Annotated in this window: 13 protein-coding genes and 9 tRNA genes (1 of these 22 cut by a window edge); 20 read left to right on the top strand and 2 right to left on the bottom strand. The window is 37.7% G+C overall.

Going from position 1 to position 14,120, the window contains the following annotated elements:
- Positions 1-182: 182 nt before the first annotated feature.
- The 4 genes from LMD38_RS24825 (at position 183) to uvsE (ending at position 5,647) form a co-directional block, all read left to right on the top strand.
- Positions 183-1,268 (top strand): D-alanine--D-alanine ligase, encoded by a 1,086-nt coding sequence (locus tag LMD38_RS24825; protein WP_000161446.1) that lies wholly within the window; start codon positions 183-185, stop codon positions 1,266-1,268.
- 61 nt (positions 1,269-1,329) lie between these two features.
- Positions 1,330-2,706 (top strand): UDP-N-acetylmuramoyl-tripeptide--D-alanyl-D-alanine ligase, encoded by a 1,377-nt coding sequence (murF, locus tag LMD38_RS24820; RefSeq protein ID WP_000610682.1) that lies wholly within the window; start codon positions 1,330-1,332, stop codon positions 2,704-2,706.
- Between the two features lie 305 nt (positions 2,707-3,011).
- Positions 3,012-4,589, top strand: coding sequence for a degradosome RNA helicase CshA (locus LMD38_RS24815; protein WP_000206582.1), 1,578 nt, complete (start codon positions 3,012-3,014; stop codon positions 4,587-4,589).
- A gap of 95 nt (positions 4,590-4,684) precedes the next feature.
- Positions 4,685-5,647, top strand: coding sequence for a UV DNA damage repair endonuclease UvsE (gene uvsE, locus LMD38_RS24810; protein ID WP_074585871.1), 963 nt, complete (start codon positions 4,685-4,687; stop codon positions 5,645-5,647).
- On the opposite strand, the gene LMD38_RS24805 is transcribed toward uvsE, so the two are convergent.
- A complete protein-coding gene (locus LMD38_RS24805; protein ID WP_016716299.1) occupies positions 5,640-6,212 on the bottom strand; it encodes a rhomboid family intramembrane serine protease in 573 nt (190 codons plus the stop codon). The two genes, uvsE and LMD38_RS24805, sit on opposite strands and share 8 nt — an antisense overlap.
- 92 nt (positions 6,213-6,304) lie before the next feature.
- On the opposite strand from LMD38_RS24805, the gene acpS reads away from it, so the two are divergent.
- From acpS to LMD38_RS24775, 6 genes are all read left to right on the top strand, one after another.
- Complete coding sequence (acpS, locus tag LMD38_RS24800) at positions 6,305-6,664, top strand: holo-ACP synthase (protein WP_000635037.1); 360 nt, start codon at positions 6,305-6,307, stop codon at positions 6,662-6,664.
- Positions 6,665-6,820: 156 nt separating this feature from the next.
- On the top strand, positions 6,821-7,771 hold the full coding sequence (locus LMD38_RS24795; protein WP_029141035.1) for a LolA family protein: 951 nt from the start codon (positions 6,821-6,823) through the stop codon (positions 7,769-7,771).
- A gap of 118 nt (positions 7,772-7,889) precedes the next feature.
- Positions 7,890-9,059: an alanine racemase gene (alr, locus tag LMD38_RS24790; RefSeq protein ID WP_000390608.1), complete on the top strand. Its 1,170-nt coding sequence runs from the start codon at positions 7,890-7,892 to the stop codon at positions 9,057-9,059.
- A 299-nt stretch (positions 9,060-9,358) separates the two neighbouring features.
- Entirely contained in the window at positions 9,359-9,646 is a 288-nt protein-coding gene (locus LMD38_RS24785) for an antitoxin EndoAI (protein ID WP_000004570.1), read from the top strand.
- Positions 9,647-9,650: 4 nt separating this feature from the next.
- Complete coding sequence (gene ndoA / locus LMD38_RS24780) at positions 9,651-10,001, top strand: type II toxin-antitoxin system endoribonuclease NdoA (RefSeq protein WP_000635963.1); 351 nt, start codon at positions 9,651-9,653, stop codon at positions 9,999-10,001.
- A gap of 67 nt (positions 10,002-10,068) precedes the next feature.
- Positions 10,069-12,237, top strand: coding sequence for a Tex family protein (locus LMD38_RS24775; protein WP_061183209.1), 2,169 nt, complete (start codon positions 10,069-10,071; stop codon positions 12,235-12,237).
- Positions 12,238-12,294: 57 nt separating this feature from the next.
- On the opposite strand, the gene cmpA is transcribed toward LMD38_RS24775, so the two are convergent.
- The gene (cmpA, locus tag LMD38_RS24770) at positions 12,295-12,411 is read right to left on the bottom strand and encodes a cortex morphogenetic protein CmpA (protein WP_001143642.1); all 117 of its coding nucleotides are present in this window, start codon (positions 12,409-12,411) and stop codon (positions 12,295-12,297) included.
- A 195-nt stretch (positions 12,412-12,606) separates the two neighbouring features.
- Here cmpA and LMD38_RS24765 point away from each other — a divergent pair, with 195 nt between their 5' ends.
- The 10 genes from LMD38_RS24765 to LMD38_RS24720 form a co-directional block, all read left to right on the top strand.
- A complete protein-coding gene (locus LMD38_RS24765; RefSeq protein ID WP_000344243.1) occupies positions 12,607-13,065 on the top strand; it encodes a SprT family protein in 459 nt (152 codons plus the stop codon).
- Between the two features lie 114 nt (positions 13,066-13,179).
- A tRNA-Asn gene (locus tag LMD38_RS24760) sits at positions 13,180-13,254 on the top strand.
- A gap of 3 nt (positions 13,255-13,257) precedes the next feature.
- Positions 13,258-13,348 (top strand) — tRNA-Ser (locus tag LMD38_RS24755).
- Positions 13,349-13,356: 8 nt separating this feature from the next.
- Positions 13,357-13,431: transfer RNA gene (locus LMD38_RS24750), tRNA-Glu, on the top strand.
- 4 nt (positions 13,432-13,435) lie between these two features.
- Positions 13,436-13,511: transfer RNA gene (locus tag LMD38_RS24745), tRNA-Val, on the top strand.
- 46 nt (positions 13,512-13,557) lie between these two features.
- Positions 13,558-13,633: transfer RNA gene (locus tag LMD38_RS24740), tRNA-Asp, on the top strand.
- An 87-nt stretch (positions 13,634-13,720) separates the two neighbouring features.
- Positions 13,721-13,795 (top strand) — tRNA-Gln (locus LMD38_RS24735).
- Between the two features lie 5 nt (positions 13,796-13,800).
- Positions 13,801-13,873 (top strand) — tRNA-Lys (locus tag LMD38_RS24730).
- 16 nt (positions 13,874-13,889) lie between these two features.
- Positions 13,890-13,972, top strand: a tRNA-Leu gene (locus tag LMD38_RS24725).
- A 97-nt stretch (positions 13,973-14,069) separates the two neighbouring features.
- Positions 14,070-14,120: transfer RNA gene (locus LMD38_RS24720), tRNA-Arg, on the top strand (it continues 26 nt past the right edge of the window).

The following is a 14,120-nucleotide window of genomic DNA, read 5'->3' as shown; positions in this document are numbered from 1 at the left end:
CTAGATTGAGTTGCAATTTTATATATCTATGAAGAAATTATAAGTGGAAAAAGTATAGAAAACCAATAAGTGGTGTCATTTAATTATTTGTGGAAGTTGCATTTTATTTCAAATAGGAACTACCTATTTTTATAAAAAGTGCTAAAATAGAAAAATGAAAACAATTGGTTAGGGTGATTTCAGTGACAAAAATTAAATTAGGTTTATTATATGGTGGAAAATCAGCTGAGCATCAAGTTTCGCTACAAACGGCTCTTGCTGCTATTAAAGCATTAAATCAAGATAAATTCGAGATTCATCCAATTTATATTACAGAACAAGGTCAATGGGTACGCGGTGAGCGTATTGAAGGTGAAGTAACAGATGTTGAAGTTCTAAAAATGAGCGGTGCAGAAAATGCGATTTCTCCGTTATCATTAAGCACAGAAATCATTCCATCTACAAATGCTGAGGAAAATGCTATCGATGTTATTTTCCCATTACTACATGGACCAAATGGTGAAGATGGAACGGTGCAAGGATTATTAGAATTAATGAATATTCCGTATGTAGGAAATGGTGTTCTAGCATCTGCTGCTGGTATGGATAAAGTTGTTATGAAAAACATCTTTGCAGAAGCTGGATTGAAACAAGCGAAATATGCATCATTTATTCGTAGTGCATGGGAAAAAGATCGTGAAACAGCATATGAAAAAGTAGAAGAAGTATTAGGATACCCTTGCTTCGTAAAACCAGCAAACCTTGGTTCAAGTGTTGGGATTAATAAGTGTAAAAATCGTGAAGAACTTGAGAATGCATTTGAAGAAGCATTCCAATTTGACCGTAAAATTATTGTGGAAGAAAATATCGTTGGACGTGAAGTAGAAGTTGGTGTACTAGGTAATGATGAACCGAAATGTTCAGTTGTAGGTGAAATCGTACCTAAAAAAGACTTCTATGATTATAAGTCGAAATACATCGATGGTGATACAGCGTTAATTATTCCAGCTGAAATGACAGAAGAAGAGTCTAATGTTATTAAACGAGATGCGATTGTTGCATTCCAATCGTTAGATGGTGCTGGCTTAACGCGAGCTGATTTCTTCTTAACGAAAGATGGAGAAGTATATATTAACGAAGTGAATACGATGCCAGGATTTACGCCGTTTAGTATGTTCCCTCTACTATGGCAACATACTGGATTACCGTATCCGGAATTAATTGAAGAGCTAATTCGTTTAGCAATGGAGCGTCACGAAGAAAAACAAAAAATTAAATATACAATCTAACAAAAAAAGGAGGAGGCACTATTCGAAGGAATAGTGCTTCCTCTATGTAAGGAGTGTTTTTATGATAAATCGAACGTTAAAACAAGTAGAACAAATGACAAATGGTACGGGATTAGCAGAGCAGTATGAGGGAATTACTATACAAGGAGTGTCTATTGATACGAGAAAAATCGAAAAAGGAAACTTATATGTTCCGATTCAAGGTGAACGTTTCGATGGACATGCTTTTGTAGATAAAGCTGTTGAAAATGGAGCTGTGGCGACATTATGGATGAAAGATGTAGCAAATCCACCTGAGAATCTTCCGGTTATTTTTGTGGAAGACACGCTATCAGCATTACAAATGTTAGCAAAAAACTATCGCGACCAATTGGACGTTAAAGTGATTGGTGTGACAGGTAGTAACGGTAAAACATCTACAAAAGATATTGTAACAAGTCTTCTTGCGACTAAATTCAAAGTTCAAAAAACAGAAGGAAACTTCAATAATCATATCGGGCTACCTCTTACTATTTTAAACTTAGAAGAAAATACAGAAGTAGCTGTATTAGAAATGGGAATGTCAAGCCGCGGGGAAATTGAATTCTTATCTAAGTTAGCTCGTCCAAATGCAGCTATCATTACGAACATTGGTGAAGCGCATTTAATGGACTTAGGCTCTCGTGAGGCAATTGCTGAAGCGAAATTAGAAATTGTGACAGGATTACAAGAAGGTGGAGTGTTCGTATATAACGGAGATGAGCCGTTATTAACGAATCGTGTTCCTGAAATGAATTTAATAGCTGAAACAGTTACGTTTGGTGATGCTAGAGCAAATGATTACTATCCAACGACTGTAACGTTACAAGCAACTGGGACACACTTTAAAATGAATAGAGAAGAAAACATTTCATTCTATCTACCGGTATTAGGGAAACACAATGTGTATAATACGCTTGCTTCTATGGCAATTGCGAAACATTTTGGTGTAACGTGGGAAGAGATGAAAGAAGGTTTAGTAACACTTCAAATGACAGGCATGCGTATGGAAATTGTAAAAACAAATAGTGGATTAACAATTATCAACGATGCTTATAATGCAAGTCCAACAGCTATGGAAGCAGCATTCCACCTAATGAATGGTTTAGATGGATTCTCTAAAAAAATTGTTGTTCTCGGCGATATGTTAGAGCTTGGAGATCAAGAAGTACAGTTTCATTATGAGGTAGGTAAATTAATCGATCCAGCAAAAATCTCCTATGTGTTCACATATGGTAAATTAGGGGCTCAAATTGCTGAAGGAGCGAAAATTAATTTCCCTAACGAACGTGTAAAGGCTTATGATAATAAAGAAGAGTTAGTAAAAGAGTTGCAAGCAGTAGTCGATGCAAAAGATGTTGTATTAATAAAAGCATCTCGCGGTATGAAATTGGAAGAAGTAATTACGATGTTGAAATAATTGGTGTATATAAATAGGGATGATAGCAACGAAAAAAGAAGAAACTTATAATAAGCGCTTACAGTAAATATAAAAAAATAAAAGTGAAGAAAAAACCTCTGAATATGAAAATAAGGTAACAGTTGGGTTTGCTTTTTACACATACAAAACTTATAATTGATAAAGTGTAATAACGTTTAGAAGTATTTTCGTGAAGAATATACGCCCGTTTATATACGTGAGCATTCAGGAAAAGGGCTTTTCCGCAAATTCGGAAAACGCCTTTTTTTAAATGATAAGTATAGGATAGAAAAGGAGAAGTAACATTGACAACATTTCGAGAATTAGGATTAAGTGATTCTTTACTGCAATCTGTTGAAAGTATGGGCTTTGAAGAGGCTACGCCAATTCAAGCTGAAACAATTCCACATGCATTGCAAGGTAAGGATATTATTGGGCAAGCACAAACAGGTACAGGGAAAACAGCAGCATTCGGATTACCACTATTAGATAAAGTGGATACACATAAAGAATCGGTTCAAGGTATTGTTATCGCGCCAACGCGTGAATTAGCAATTCAAGTTGGAGAAGAGCTATACAAAATTGGTAAACATAAACGCGTTCGTATCTTACCAATTTACGGTGGTCAAGATATTAACCGCCAAATTCGTGCTCTAAAAAAACATCCACACATTATTGTTGGTACGCCGGGTCGTATTTTAGATCATATTAACCGTAAAACACTTCGCTTACAAAACGTAGAGACAGTGGTTCTTGACGAAGCGGATGAAATGTTAAACATGGGCTTCATTGAAGATATTGAAGCAATTTTAACAGATGTGCCAGAAACACACCAAACATTACTATTCTCAGCGACAATGCCGGATCCAATCCGTCGTATTGCTGAGCGTTTCATGACTGAGCCTCAACACATTAAAGTAAAAGCAAAAGAAGTAACAATGCCAAACATTCAGCAGTTCTATTTAGAAGTGCAAGAAAAGAAAAAGTTTGATGTATTGACACGCTTATTAGACATTCAATCTCCAGAGCTTGCGATTGTATTCGGTCGTACAAAGCGTCGTGTTGATGAATTATCAGAAGCATTAAATTTACGTGGTTATGCTGCGGAAGGTATCCACGGTGATTTAACTCAGGCGAAACGTATGTCTGTATTACGTAAGTTCAAAGAAGGTTCTATTGAAGTTCTTGTTGCAACAGACGTTGCTGCGCGTGGTCTTGATATTTCAGGTGTAACACACGTATACAACTTCGATATTCCACAAGATCCAGAATCATACGTTCACCGTATTGGCCGTACTGGTCGTGCAGGTAAAAAAGGTATTGCAATGCTATTTGTAACACCACGTGAATCTGGACAATTAAAAAATATCGAGCGTACAACAAAACGTAAAATGGACCGCATGGATGCACCAACACTTGACGAGGCACTAGAAGGTCAACAACGTTTAATCGCTGAAAAACTTCAAAACACAATTGAAAATGAAAACTTAGCATACTACAAGCGTATTGCGGAAGAAATGTTAGAAGAGAACGACTCTGTAACAGTAGTAGCTGCTGCTTTAAAAATGATGACAAAAGAGCCAGATACAACTCCAATCGCTTTAACATCAGAACCACCAGTTGTTGCAAGAGGTGGCGGTTCTAAAAAACGCGGCGGTAACGGAGGCGGATACCGTGATGGTAACCGTAATCGTAGTCGTGATGGACGCGGTGGCGATGGTCGTAACCGTGACCGCAATCGTGATGGTCGTAATCGTGACGGTAACCGTGATCGCAATCGTGATGGCGGCAACCGTGGTCGTCGTGGAGAAGGTCAAGGTCGCCCAGGATCTTCAAACGGACGCGGCGAAAGAAAACATCATAGCCGTAAGCCACAAGCTTAATAGTAAAAAAGAGAATGCCCTTTTCCGGCATTCTCTTTTTTTATTTCTGTAATTGTACATACTACATAATAACTTGTGTAGAAATGAGGTGCTACATGCTTGTAAGACTTGGGTATGTTGCGATGAGTGTACATTTGAAAAACGCATCCCCATCTCAAACGATGACGTACGCGCAGTTTCAAAAAATAGATGATCGGGAAGCGGCGATTCGTAAACTTGAAAGAATTGCTAATTCGAATTTGGAAAATTGCTTACGGTTATTAAAACATAACAAAGGCCATGATATATCCTTTTTTCGACTTAGTTCTAAGTTGATTCCTTTAGCGAATCATGAGGAGTTGTTAGAGTGGAACTACATTCGTCCCTTAAAAGAAAATTTAAAAGTGCTAGGTGATTACGCTATTCGAATGAATATGCGTATTGATTTTCATCCAGATCATTTTGTTGTACTTAATTCACCCGAGGAGAATATTTTTAAACAATCTGTCAAGACATTACAAATGCATAGAAAATTATTAAAAGGTATGGGAATTGAGCATAAGCAACGATGTGTAATGCATGTTGGTGGCGGATATAAAGATAAAGAGCTCGCATTAGAGCGTTTTATAGAGAATTGGTCTAACGTCCCAAGAGGTATTCAGGAAATGATTATGTTAGAAAATGATGATACAACTTTTACGCTCGAGGACACATTATATTTAGGAGAAAAGTTGGACATTCCCGTTGTATTTGATTTACATCATCATATGATGAATCATGATCGAGAAGATTGGCATGAAGATTGGGCGCGTGTTGTACATACGTGGGAATCGTCTTTGTTACCGGTGAAAATGCACATTTCTAGTCCTAAAGAGGGAAAAGACCCAAGGGCACATGCGGACTTTATTAATGTAGATACTTTTTTATCTTTTTTAAAAAAGATAAAAGGAAGTGTTCCGCAAATTGATTGTATGATTGAAGCGAAGAAGAAGGATGAGTCTTTATTTCAACTCATGAGAGATTTAAGTGAACAAACAGATGTGGAAATTGTCGATGGTGCGAGCTTTTATATTAAATGAGCTCTGCACCATCGAGTTTTTTTATTAATAGAGGAGTGCAAATACCACCAATGATCAATCCTGTTAAATGGCTGATAGGGTTGGCAGAGGGATTGAAGAAAGTGAATAGTAGCAATATACATATCATAATTGAAAAAATAGCGATGTCTCTTGGATTGGAAGAACGATATCGGCTATACAATAGAAATAACTGTGCGCCTAGCAATCCGAAAATGCCACCAGATGCCCCGGCATGAATATATTCATGAGGCATAATAAGATAAGAGGACATATTTCCGAGAATGCCAGAAAGGAAAAAAATAATGATGAAAGACAAGTGCCCTAGTTGTTTTTCAATAGAAGAGCCAAGCACGAATAAACAAATACTATTAAAAAGAAAATGTTGTAAGTCTACATGTACGAGCAGGGAAGTTAGGAGACGCCACCATTCTCCTTTAGCGATATATTCATTAGAAGCTGCCATAGGAAAGAGGGGAAAATCACCTAATATAATCATGATTAATTGTATGAGAAGTAAAGCGATGGTGATTGGTTGTAAGGAAATGCGGGCGGATGGTATTAGCATGTTGTGAGTATCACTCCTTTTGCATCAGAAAGATTCTCTGTTATTCTTACAATATGAAAAAAGAAAGCTAAATAGAAGAAGGGGATTTTGAAATGATTGTAGGGATTGGAATCGATATTATTGAATTGAATCGAATTGAAAAAATGATAGATGGAAAGCTTAAATTTATGGAACGTATTTTAACTGAAAGTGAACGTAATGTTGCTAAGGGGCTGAAGGGAAGTCGCCTTACAGAGTTTGTAGCTGGAAGATTTGCAGCGAAAGAGGCGTATTCCAAAGCGGTAGGGACTGGTATCGGGAAAGAAGTGAGTTTTTTAGATATTGAAGTAAGAAATGATGATAGAGGTAAGCCGATTCTTATTACAAGTACAGAGCATATTGTTCATTTATCAATTAGTCATAGTAAGGAATTTGCTGTTGCTCAAGTTGTTTTAGAAAGCTCGTCACGCTAGTCTGCATATTTTATATCTTTGTCTCATATATTTGTGGTAGCGATAAGGAAGGTACATCTTCCATTCATTTATAGGGGCAAAGGGGCTGAAGTGATGAAAAGGCGTCTGTTTTTAGTTCTTGTCGGTTTATTAACCGTTTTTGTGTTGGCCGGTTGTATGGAAAAGAAACAAGATGATGTTGTGAGAGATTTAGAGGCGAAAGTAAAAGGGTTGAAAAGCTATCAAGCTGAAGCGAAATTATCTATTAAAACAGGGAATGAGCCTCAGGAGTATAAGGTAGAAATATGGCATAAGGAACCTTCTTTTTATCGTGTGAATTTGCAGAATGCGAAAAAAGATCAAAGTCAAATTATTTTAAGGAATGAAGAAGGTGTATTTGTATTAACACCAGCGCTTAATAAGAGTTTCCGTTTCCAAAGTGATTGGCCGCAAAATAGTAGCCAGGCTTATTTATACGAATCCCTTGTGAGGGATATTTTGCAGGATAAGAAAAACCTTACTTTTGAAAAAACAGATAAGTATTATATCTTTAAAACAAAAACAAATTATCAACACCAAAACATGTTGCCGAAACAAGAGATTACATTGAAGAAAAGTGATTTAACACCAGTTTCGGTGAAGTTAATGGATAATGATCAAAATGTTCTTGTGAAAGTAGATTTCTCTAAAGTGAAATTTGATGCGAAATTTGATAAAGGTGCATTTGATACGAAACAAAATATGTCTAGAGCGCAAGTAGATGTTCAAACGACAGCGAAAGAAGACAAACCATTTGCTATTTTGTATCCGCGTGATACGCCGCAAGGTATGACTTTGAAAGATGAAAAAGAGTTGAAGACAGACAGTGGCAAGCGTGCGATACTCACATACACTGGAAGTAAGAAATCCTTTACTTTAATACAAGAAAAGGCAAAAGTTGCAGAGGCTTCGTCAGCGATAAGTGTGAGCGGAGAATTGGTTGATCTTGGCTTTACAATTGGAGCATTGACGAAAGACTCTTTAACGTGGTCGCATAACGGAGTAGAATATATGCTCGTGTCTAAAGGTTTAGAGCCGAAGGAGCTGTTAATGGTTGCTCGTTCAGTTACAGAGAAGCAAGTGAAGTAAACTTCTTAGACGTGGTGATATATGTGCACCACGTCTTTTCTTAGTTTGAAGGGTGGATTTCATAAAAGAAGCATATAAAAGAATAAGCTTCGCATATCGTGTATAAGGAAGTGTGTTTATGGAAGAAGCGCCATTTTACCGTGACACTTGGGTGGAAGTGGATTTAGATGCGATTTATAACAATGTTACACATATTAAAGAATTTATCCCAAGTGGTGTAGAAATTTTTGCCGTAGTTAAAGGGAATGCATATGGGCACGATTATGTACCGGTGGCTAAAACAGCATTAGAAGCGGGGGCGACAAGGTTAGCAGTTGCGTTCTTAGATGAAGCTTTAGTGCTTCGAAGAGCTGGTATTACTGCGCCGATTTTAGTGTTAGGTCCTTCTCCTCCTCGTGATATAAATGTAGCTGCTGAAAATGATGTAGCATTAACTGTTTTTCAAAAGGAATGGGTAGATGAAGCAATCAAACTTTGGGATGGTTCGTCTACGATGAAATACCATATTAATTTCGATAGTGGTATGGGGAGAATTGGAATACGTGAACGTAAAGAATTAAAAGGATTTTTAAAAAGCTTAGAAGGTGCACCATTCTTAGAATTGGAAGGAGTTTATACGCATTTTGCAACGGCAGATGAGGTGGAGACTTCTTACTTTGATAAGCAATATAACACATTTTTGGAGCAGTTAAGTTGGTTGAAAGAATTCGGAGTGGATCCTAAGTTTGTTCATACAGCTAATAGTGCTGCAACGCTACGTTTTCAAGGGATTACATTTAATGCAGTACGAATTGGCATTGCGATGTATGGGTTATCTCCATCTGTAGAAATACGCCCTTTTTTACCGTTTAAATTAGAACCAGCGCTATCATTGCATACGAAAGTTGCTCATATTAAACAGGTGATTAAAGGGGATGGAATTAGTTATAACGTCACTTATCGAACGAAAACTGAAGAATGGATTGCGACTGTTGCAATTGGTTATGCAGATGGCTGGCTTAGAAGATTACAAGGATTTGAAGTGCTTGTAAATGGTAAAAGGGTACCGATTGTAGGGCGAGTAACAATGGATCAATTCATGATTCACCTTCCTTGTGAAGTGCCACTTGGCACGAAAGTTACACTCATTGGAAGGCAAGGAGATGAATATATTAGCGCTACAGAGGTTGCGGAATATTCAGGGACTATTAATTATGAAATTATTACAACGATTAGTTTCCGTGTGCCGAGAATATTTATACGGAACGGTAAAGTTGTGGAAGTAATCAATTATTTGAATGATATATAGAATGTAGTATGATTTGCTTCTTGTCATGTGAGAGGACTTTTCGGTGGCTAAGAATAAGTTCGTTTTTTGACGAGAAGCTTTTTACTTATCATTACTTTTAACATAATTTAACGTGGAAACTCTTCCGTTTCTTGTTGTAATGAGATAAAAAATAAAAGAATATGAATGTTTTGTTTGTGAATTGGAAAACATAAGCAAGGAATAAGGAAGTCTTTGCAACAGGCTCCATACAATGGTATTATTACAATAGGTGTCATATATATATTTGGGTGTGTAGTTGACGGTGGAGGTGTATTTTTGTGTCCGAATCAAGTGTAACTACTGAAATCGTGGTTCGGTTGCCAAAGCAAATGGTAACGGAATTGGACGGAATTGGAAAACAAGAGAATAAGAATCGCCATGAACTAATTTGCCAGGCAACACAACTGTTATTGCGTCAACATAAGACGAAGAAACGCTACCAACATGAATCAATGCGACGTGGGTACATTGAAATGGGAAAAATTAATCTTGGTATTGCATCTGAAGCTTTCTTAGCAGAGTATGAAGCAGCTCATACAGTAGAACGCTTAGTTAGCGGGGGGTAATATTTTGATTGTAAAACGCGGCGACGTGTATTTTGCAGACCTTTCCCCAGTTGTTGGTTCTGAGCAAGGAGGCGTTCGTCCGGTTCTTGTCATTCAAAATGACATCGGAAATCGTTTTAGTCCAACGGTGATTGTAGCGGCTATTACTGCACAGATTCAAAAAGCGAAATTACCCACTCATGTGGAAATTGATGCGAAAAAGTACGGTTTTGAGAGAGATTCTGTTATTTTACTTGAGCAGATTCGAACAATCGATAAGCAGCGCTTAACGGACAAAATCACTCACTTAGATGAAGTGATGATGATTCGTGTAGATGAAGCGCTACAAATTAGTTTAGGACTAATAGATTTTTAAATCGGCAGTTTAAGTTGCTCTCTTTGAAGGGCAACTTTTTTTATTATAGAGGAGGTTGCGGTTGTATATGGAAATGGTAGATAATCGACAAGCGTTAATGAAAATGTTAGTGAAGGAATTAGGCTTTACCGAAAAGCAAGTTCGTCATGTTATTCAATTAACAGAAGAAGGTAACACAGTTCCATTTATTGCTCGTTACCGAAAAGAATGGACAGGCTCTTTAGATGAGGTGCAAATTCGTACGATTTTAGAGAGATGGCAATATATGATGCAGCTTGAAGATAGGAAAGAAGAGGTTCTTCGTCTTATTGATGAGAAGGGGAAACTGACAGGAGAATTACGTCAGCAAATTGTGAAAGCTACAAAGTTGCAAGAAGTAGAAGATTTATATCGTCCGTATAAAGAGAAGAGAAGAACGAAAGCAACGATTGCAAAAGAAAAAGGATTAGAGCCATTAGCTGAATGGTTATTGTTATATACGAAAGAAGATCCGAATCAGAAGGCAATAGAGTTTATAAATGCCGAGAAAGAAGTGCAATCTGCAGAAGAAGCATTGCAAGGTGCTCAAGACATTATTGCAGAAATCGTTTCAGATGAAGCGGTATATCGTAGTTGGATTCGGAACGTGACTTTTAGAAAAGGTGTTATGTCTTCGGCTGTAAAAGATGAAGAGAAAGATGAAAAAAATATATATGAAATGTATTACAGCTATGAAGAACCGTTGCAGAAAGTCGTGCCGCATCGCGTATTAGCGATGAATCGAGGTGAGAAAGAAGATATATTGAGAGTTTCTGTTGTTCCACCAGTAGATGAGATAGTAACTTTCTTATATAAGAAAGTAATTCGTGATAACGATTCAAAAAGTGCACAGTATGTAAAATTAGCAATAGAGGATGGTTATAAACGATTAATTCAACCCTCTATTGAAAGGGAGATTCGAAAAGAATTAACAGAAACAGCTGAGGAACAAGCGATACATATTTTCTCTGAGAACTTACGTAATTTATTATTACAGCCTCCAATGAAAGGAAAGGTTGTGTTAGCTGTAGACCCTGCATATAGAACGGGTTGTAAATTAGCTATCGTAGACGATACGGGGAAAGTTCTATATATTGATGTTATTTATCCGCATCCACCAGTGCGTAAATATGAAGATGCAAAAGCGAAAGTTCTTTCTATTATAGATAAATATCGAGTTGAAATGATTGCAATTGGGAATGGTACAGCTTCTAGAGAATCGGAAGAATTTATAGTTGATGTATTACAAAATGTGAAACGAGAAGTCTTCTATATTATTGTAAACGAAGCTGGTGCGAGTGTGTATTCGGCTTCTGATTTAGCACGTGAGGAATTCCCAGATTTACAGGTTGAAGAAAGAAGTGCGGTTTCTATCGGTAGACGTCTGCAAGATCCACTTGCTGAACTTGTAAAGATTGATCCGAAATCAGTTGGGGTTGGACAATACCAACATGATGTATCTCAAAAAAGATTAAATGAATCATTAACGTTTGTAGTAGAGACGGCAGTTAACCAAGTCGGTGTGAATGTAAATACAGCTTCAGTTGCGTTGTTGCAATATGTTTCGGGTTTATCAAAAACTGTTGCGAAAAATATTGTAGCAAAGCGTGAAGAAGAAGGGAAATTTACAAAACGAACAGACTTAAAGAAAATACCACGTCTAGGCGCGAAGACATATGAACAATGTATAGGTTTCTTACGTATATTAGAAGGGGCAAATCCGTTAGATCGTACAGGTATTCATCCAGAACAATATAAAAATGTTGAATTGTTATTGAAGAGTCTAGGATTATCAAAAGATGACGTAGGGCAACCGCAATTACAAAAGAGTTTAGAAGAAGTAGAGATTTCTAAGTTGTCGCAAGAAACGGGAGTTGGAGAACCAACATTAGTTGATATTATAGATGCACTCATTAGTCCAGAGCGAGACATGAGGGATGAGTTGCCTAAACCGCTTCTGAAAAAAGGGATTTTGAAATTAGAAGATTTAAAACGTGGTATGGAACTGGAAGGAACAGTTCGTAACGTTGTTGATTTCGGTGCTTTTGTTGATGTAGGTGTGAAACAAGATGGTTTAGTACATATTTCTAAACTAAGCAAACAATACGTGAAGCATCCGTTAGATGTTGTATCTGTCGGACAAATCGTCAAAGTATGGGTAGATGATATTGATACGAAAAAAGGTCGCGTTGCATTATCTATGTTGCCGATTGAATAGTAAGAGAAGAGAGCAGATGAAACTGCTCTTTTTTTATAGGATAAAACGTGTAATGGATTAGGAACTTTGATGGATTTTGCTATAATAAAACCAGCATTCATTTAGTAATTTAATTTGATACCGGTTTTTTTCAAAATATGCGCGTTGCATTTGTTTTTTGAGCCATGTAGGCATAGGAATCCCTCCTTGTTTAATCCTACTCTCATAAATGTAAAGTACTATTGATGAGAGGTTGGTGAGTGGATTTCTATTTTTGCTATGTTTTTAGAAACCACGCTTCTTGAATGAGGATGGGTATATGTACTATTTAATATATGTATAAGAGAGGAGAAAAGTGTAAAAATATTTTTTTGTTTAGGAGGAATGAAAATGGATGAGCAAGAAATACAGCGGCTAGTGGAAGAAGTATCGCTACAATATTTCGGAATGCCGTTTTTACATAAGGCACTGTTTAATAGTAGGTTGCGTACAACTGGTGGACGTTATCTATTGAATACACACAATATTGAACTGAATTATCGATATTACGAAATGTATGGGAAAGAAGAATTAGTTGGAATTGTTAAACATGAACTTTGTCATTATCACTTACATATTACAGGAAGAGGGTATAAGCACCGGGATAAGGATTTTCGCGAACTGTTAAAGGCAGTTGATGCGCCGCGGTTTTGTAAACGAATGATGAATGAAGAGAAGGAAAAAAAGGTTTATATGTATGAATGTATGGGATGCTCACTTCAATATGTAAGAAGACGTCAAATTAATACAAAAAGATATGTCTGCGGAAAGTGTAAAGGGAAACTAATCTTGATAAAGAAAACATCTTGACAGTGAAAACGCAATCCAGTATATTATAAACATGTCACGTTTGTACAAGATGTTGTGAAAAAACTTCTTGACTTACGATGAGAATTTTTATAAGATACAAATTGTCTTTATTATTCCGCAGTAGCTCAGTGGTAGAGCTATCGGCTGTTAACCGATCGGTCGTAGGTTCGAGTCCTACCTGCGGAGCCATACAGAGAAGTACCCAAGTGGCTCAAGGGGCTCCCCTGCTAAGGGAGTAGATCGCGAACGCGGTGCGAGGGTTCGAATCCCTTCTTCTCTGCCATTCATATTGGCCCGTTGGTCAAGTGGTTAAGACACCGCCCTTTCACGGCGGTAACACGGGTTCGAATCCCGTACGGGTCACCACTTCGGAGGATTAGCTCAGCTGGGAGAGCACCTGCCTTACAAGCAGGGGGTCGGCGGTTCGATCCCGTCATCCTCCACCATAATATTATAATGAAAAGTAAAATGACATTAATGTAAAGATTAAATGGTCCCGTGGTGTAGTGGTTAACATGCCTGCCTGTCACGCAGGAGATCGCCGGTTCGACCCCGGTCGGGACCGCCATTTTAACTTCTGCTAATTGGCAGTTGTTTTTTATTGGTCATTATGGTACAATAACATTTGTCTTTGAAAATAAGATAAGTATTTCGATGGGCTATAGCCAAGCGGTAAGGCAACGGACTTTGACTCCGTCATGCGCTGGTTCGAATCCAGCTAGCCCAGCCATTTACGAGCCATTAGCTCAGTTGGTAGAGCATCTGACTTTTAATCAGAGGGTCGAAGGTTCGAGTCCTTCATGGCTCACTTTTGTTTTTTCCGCGCGGTCGTGGCGGAACGGCAGACGCGCTAGGTTGAGGGCCTAGTGGGGGAAACCCCGTGGAGGTTCAAGTCCTCTCGGCCGCATCAAAAATCTTTTTAAAAAAGTACTTGCATTTGAAAATGTAGTATGATAAGATAATTGAGTCGCCAAAATACAACGACGAAAAAACATCATGAATAAGCGCCCGTAGCTCAATTGGATAGAGCGTTTGACTACGGATCAAGAGGTTAG

The organism is Bacillus pacificus (genome assembly GCF_020861345.1).
Classification (GTDB): Bacteria; Bacillota; Bacilli; order Bacillales; family Bacillaceae_G; genus Bacillus_A; species Bacillus_A pacificus.
This window is presented reverse-complemented; position numbering and strand designations above follow the sequence as displayed.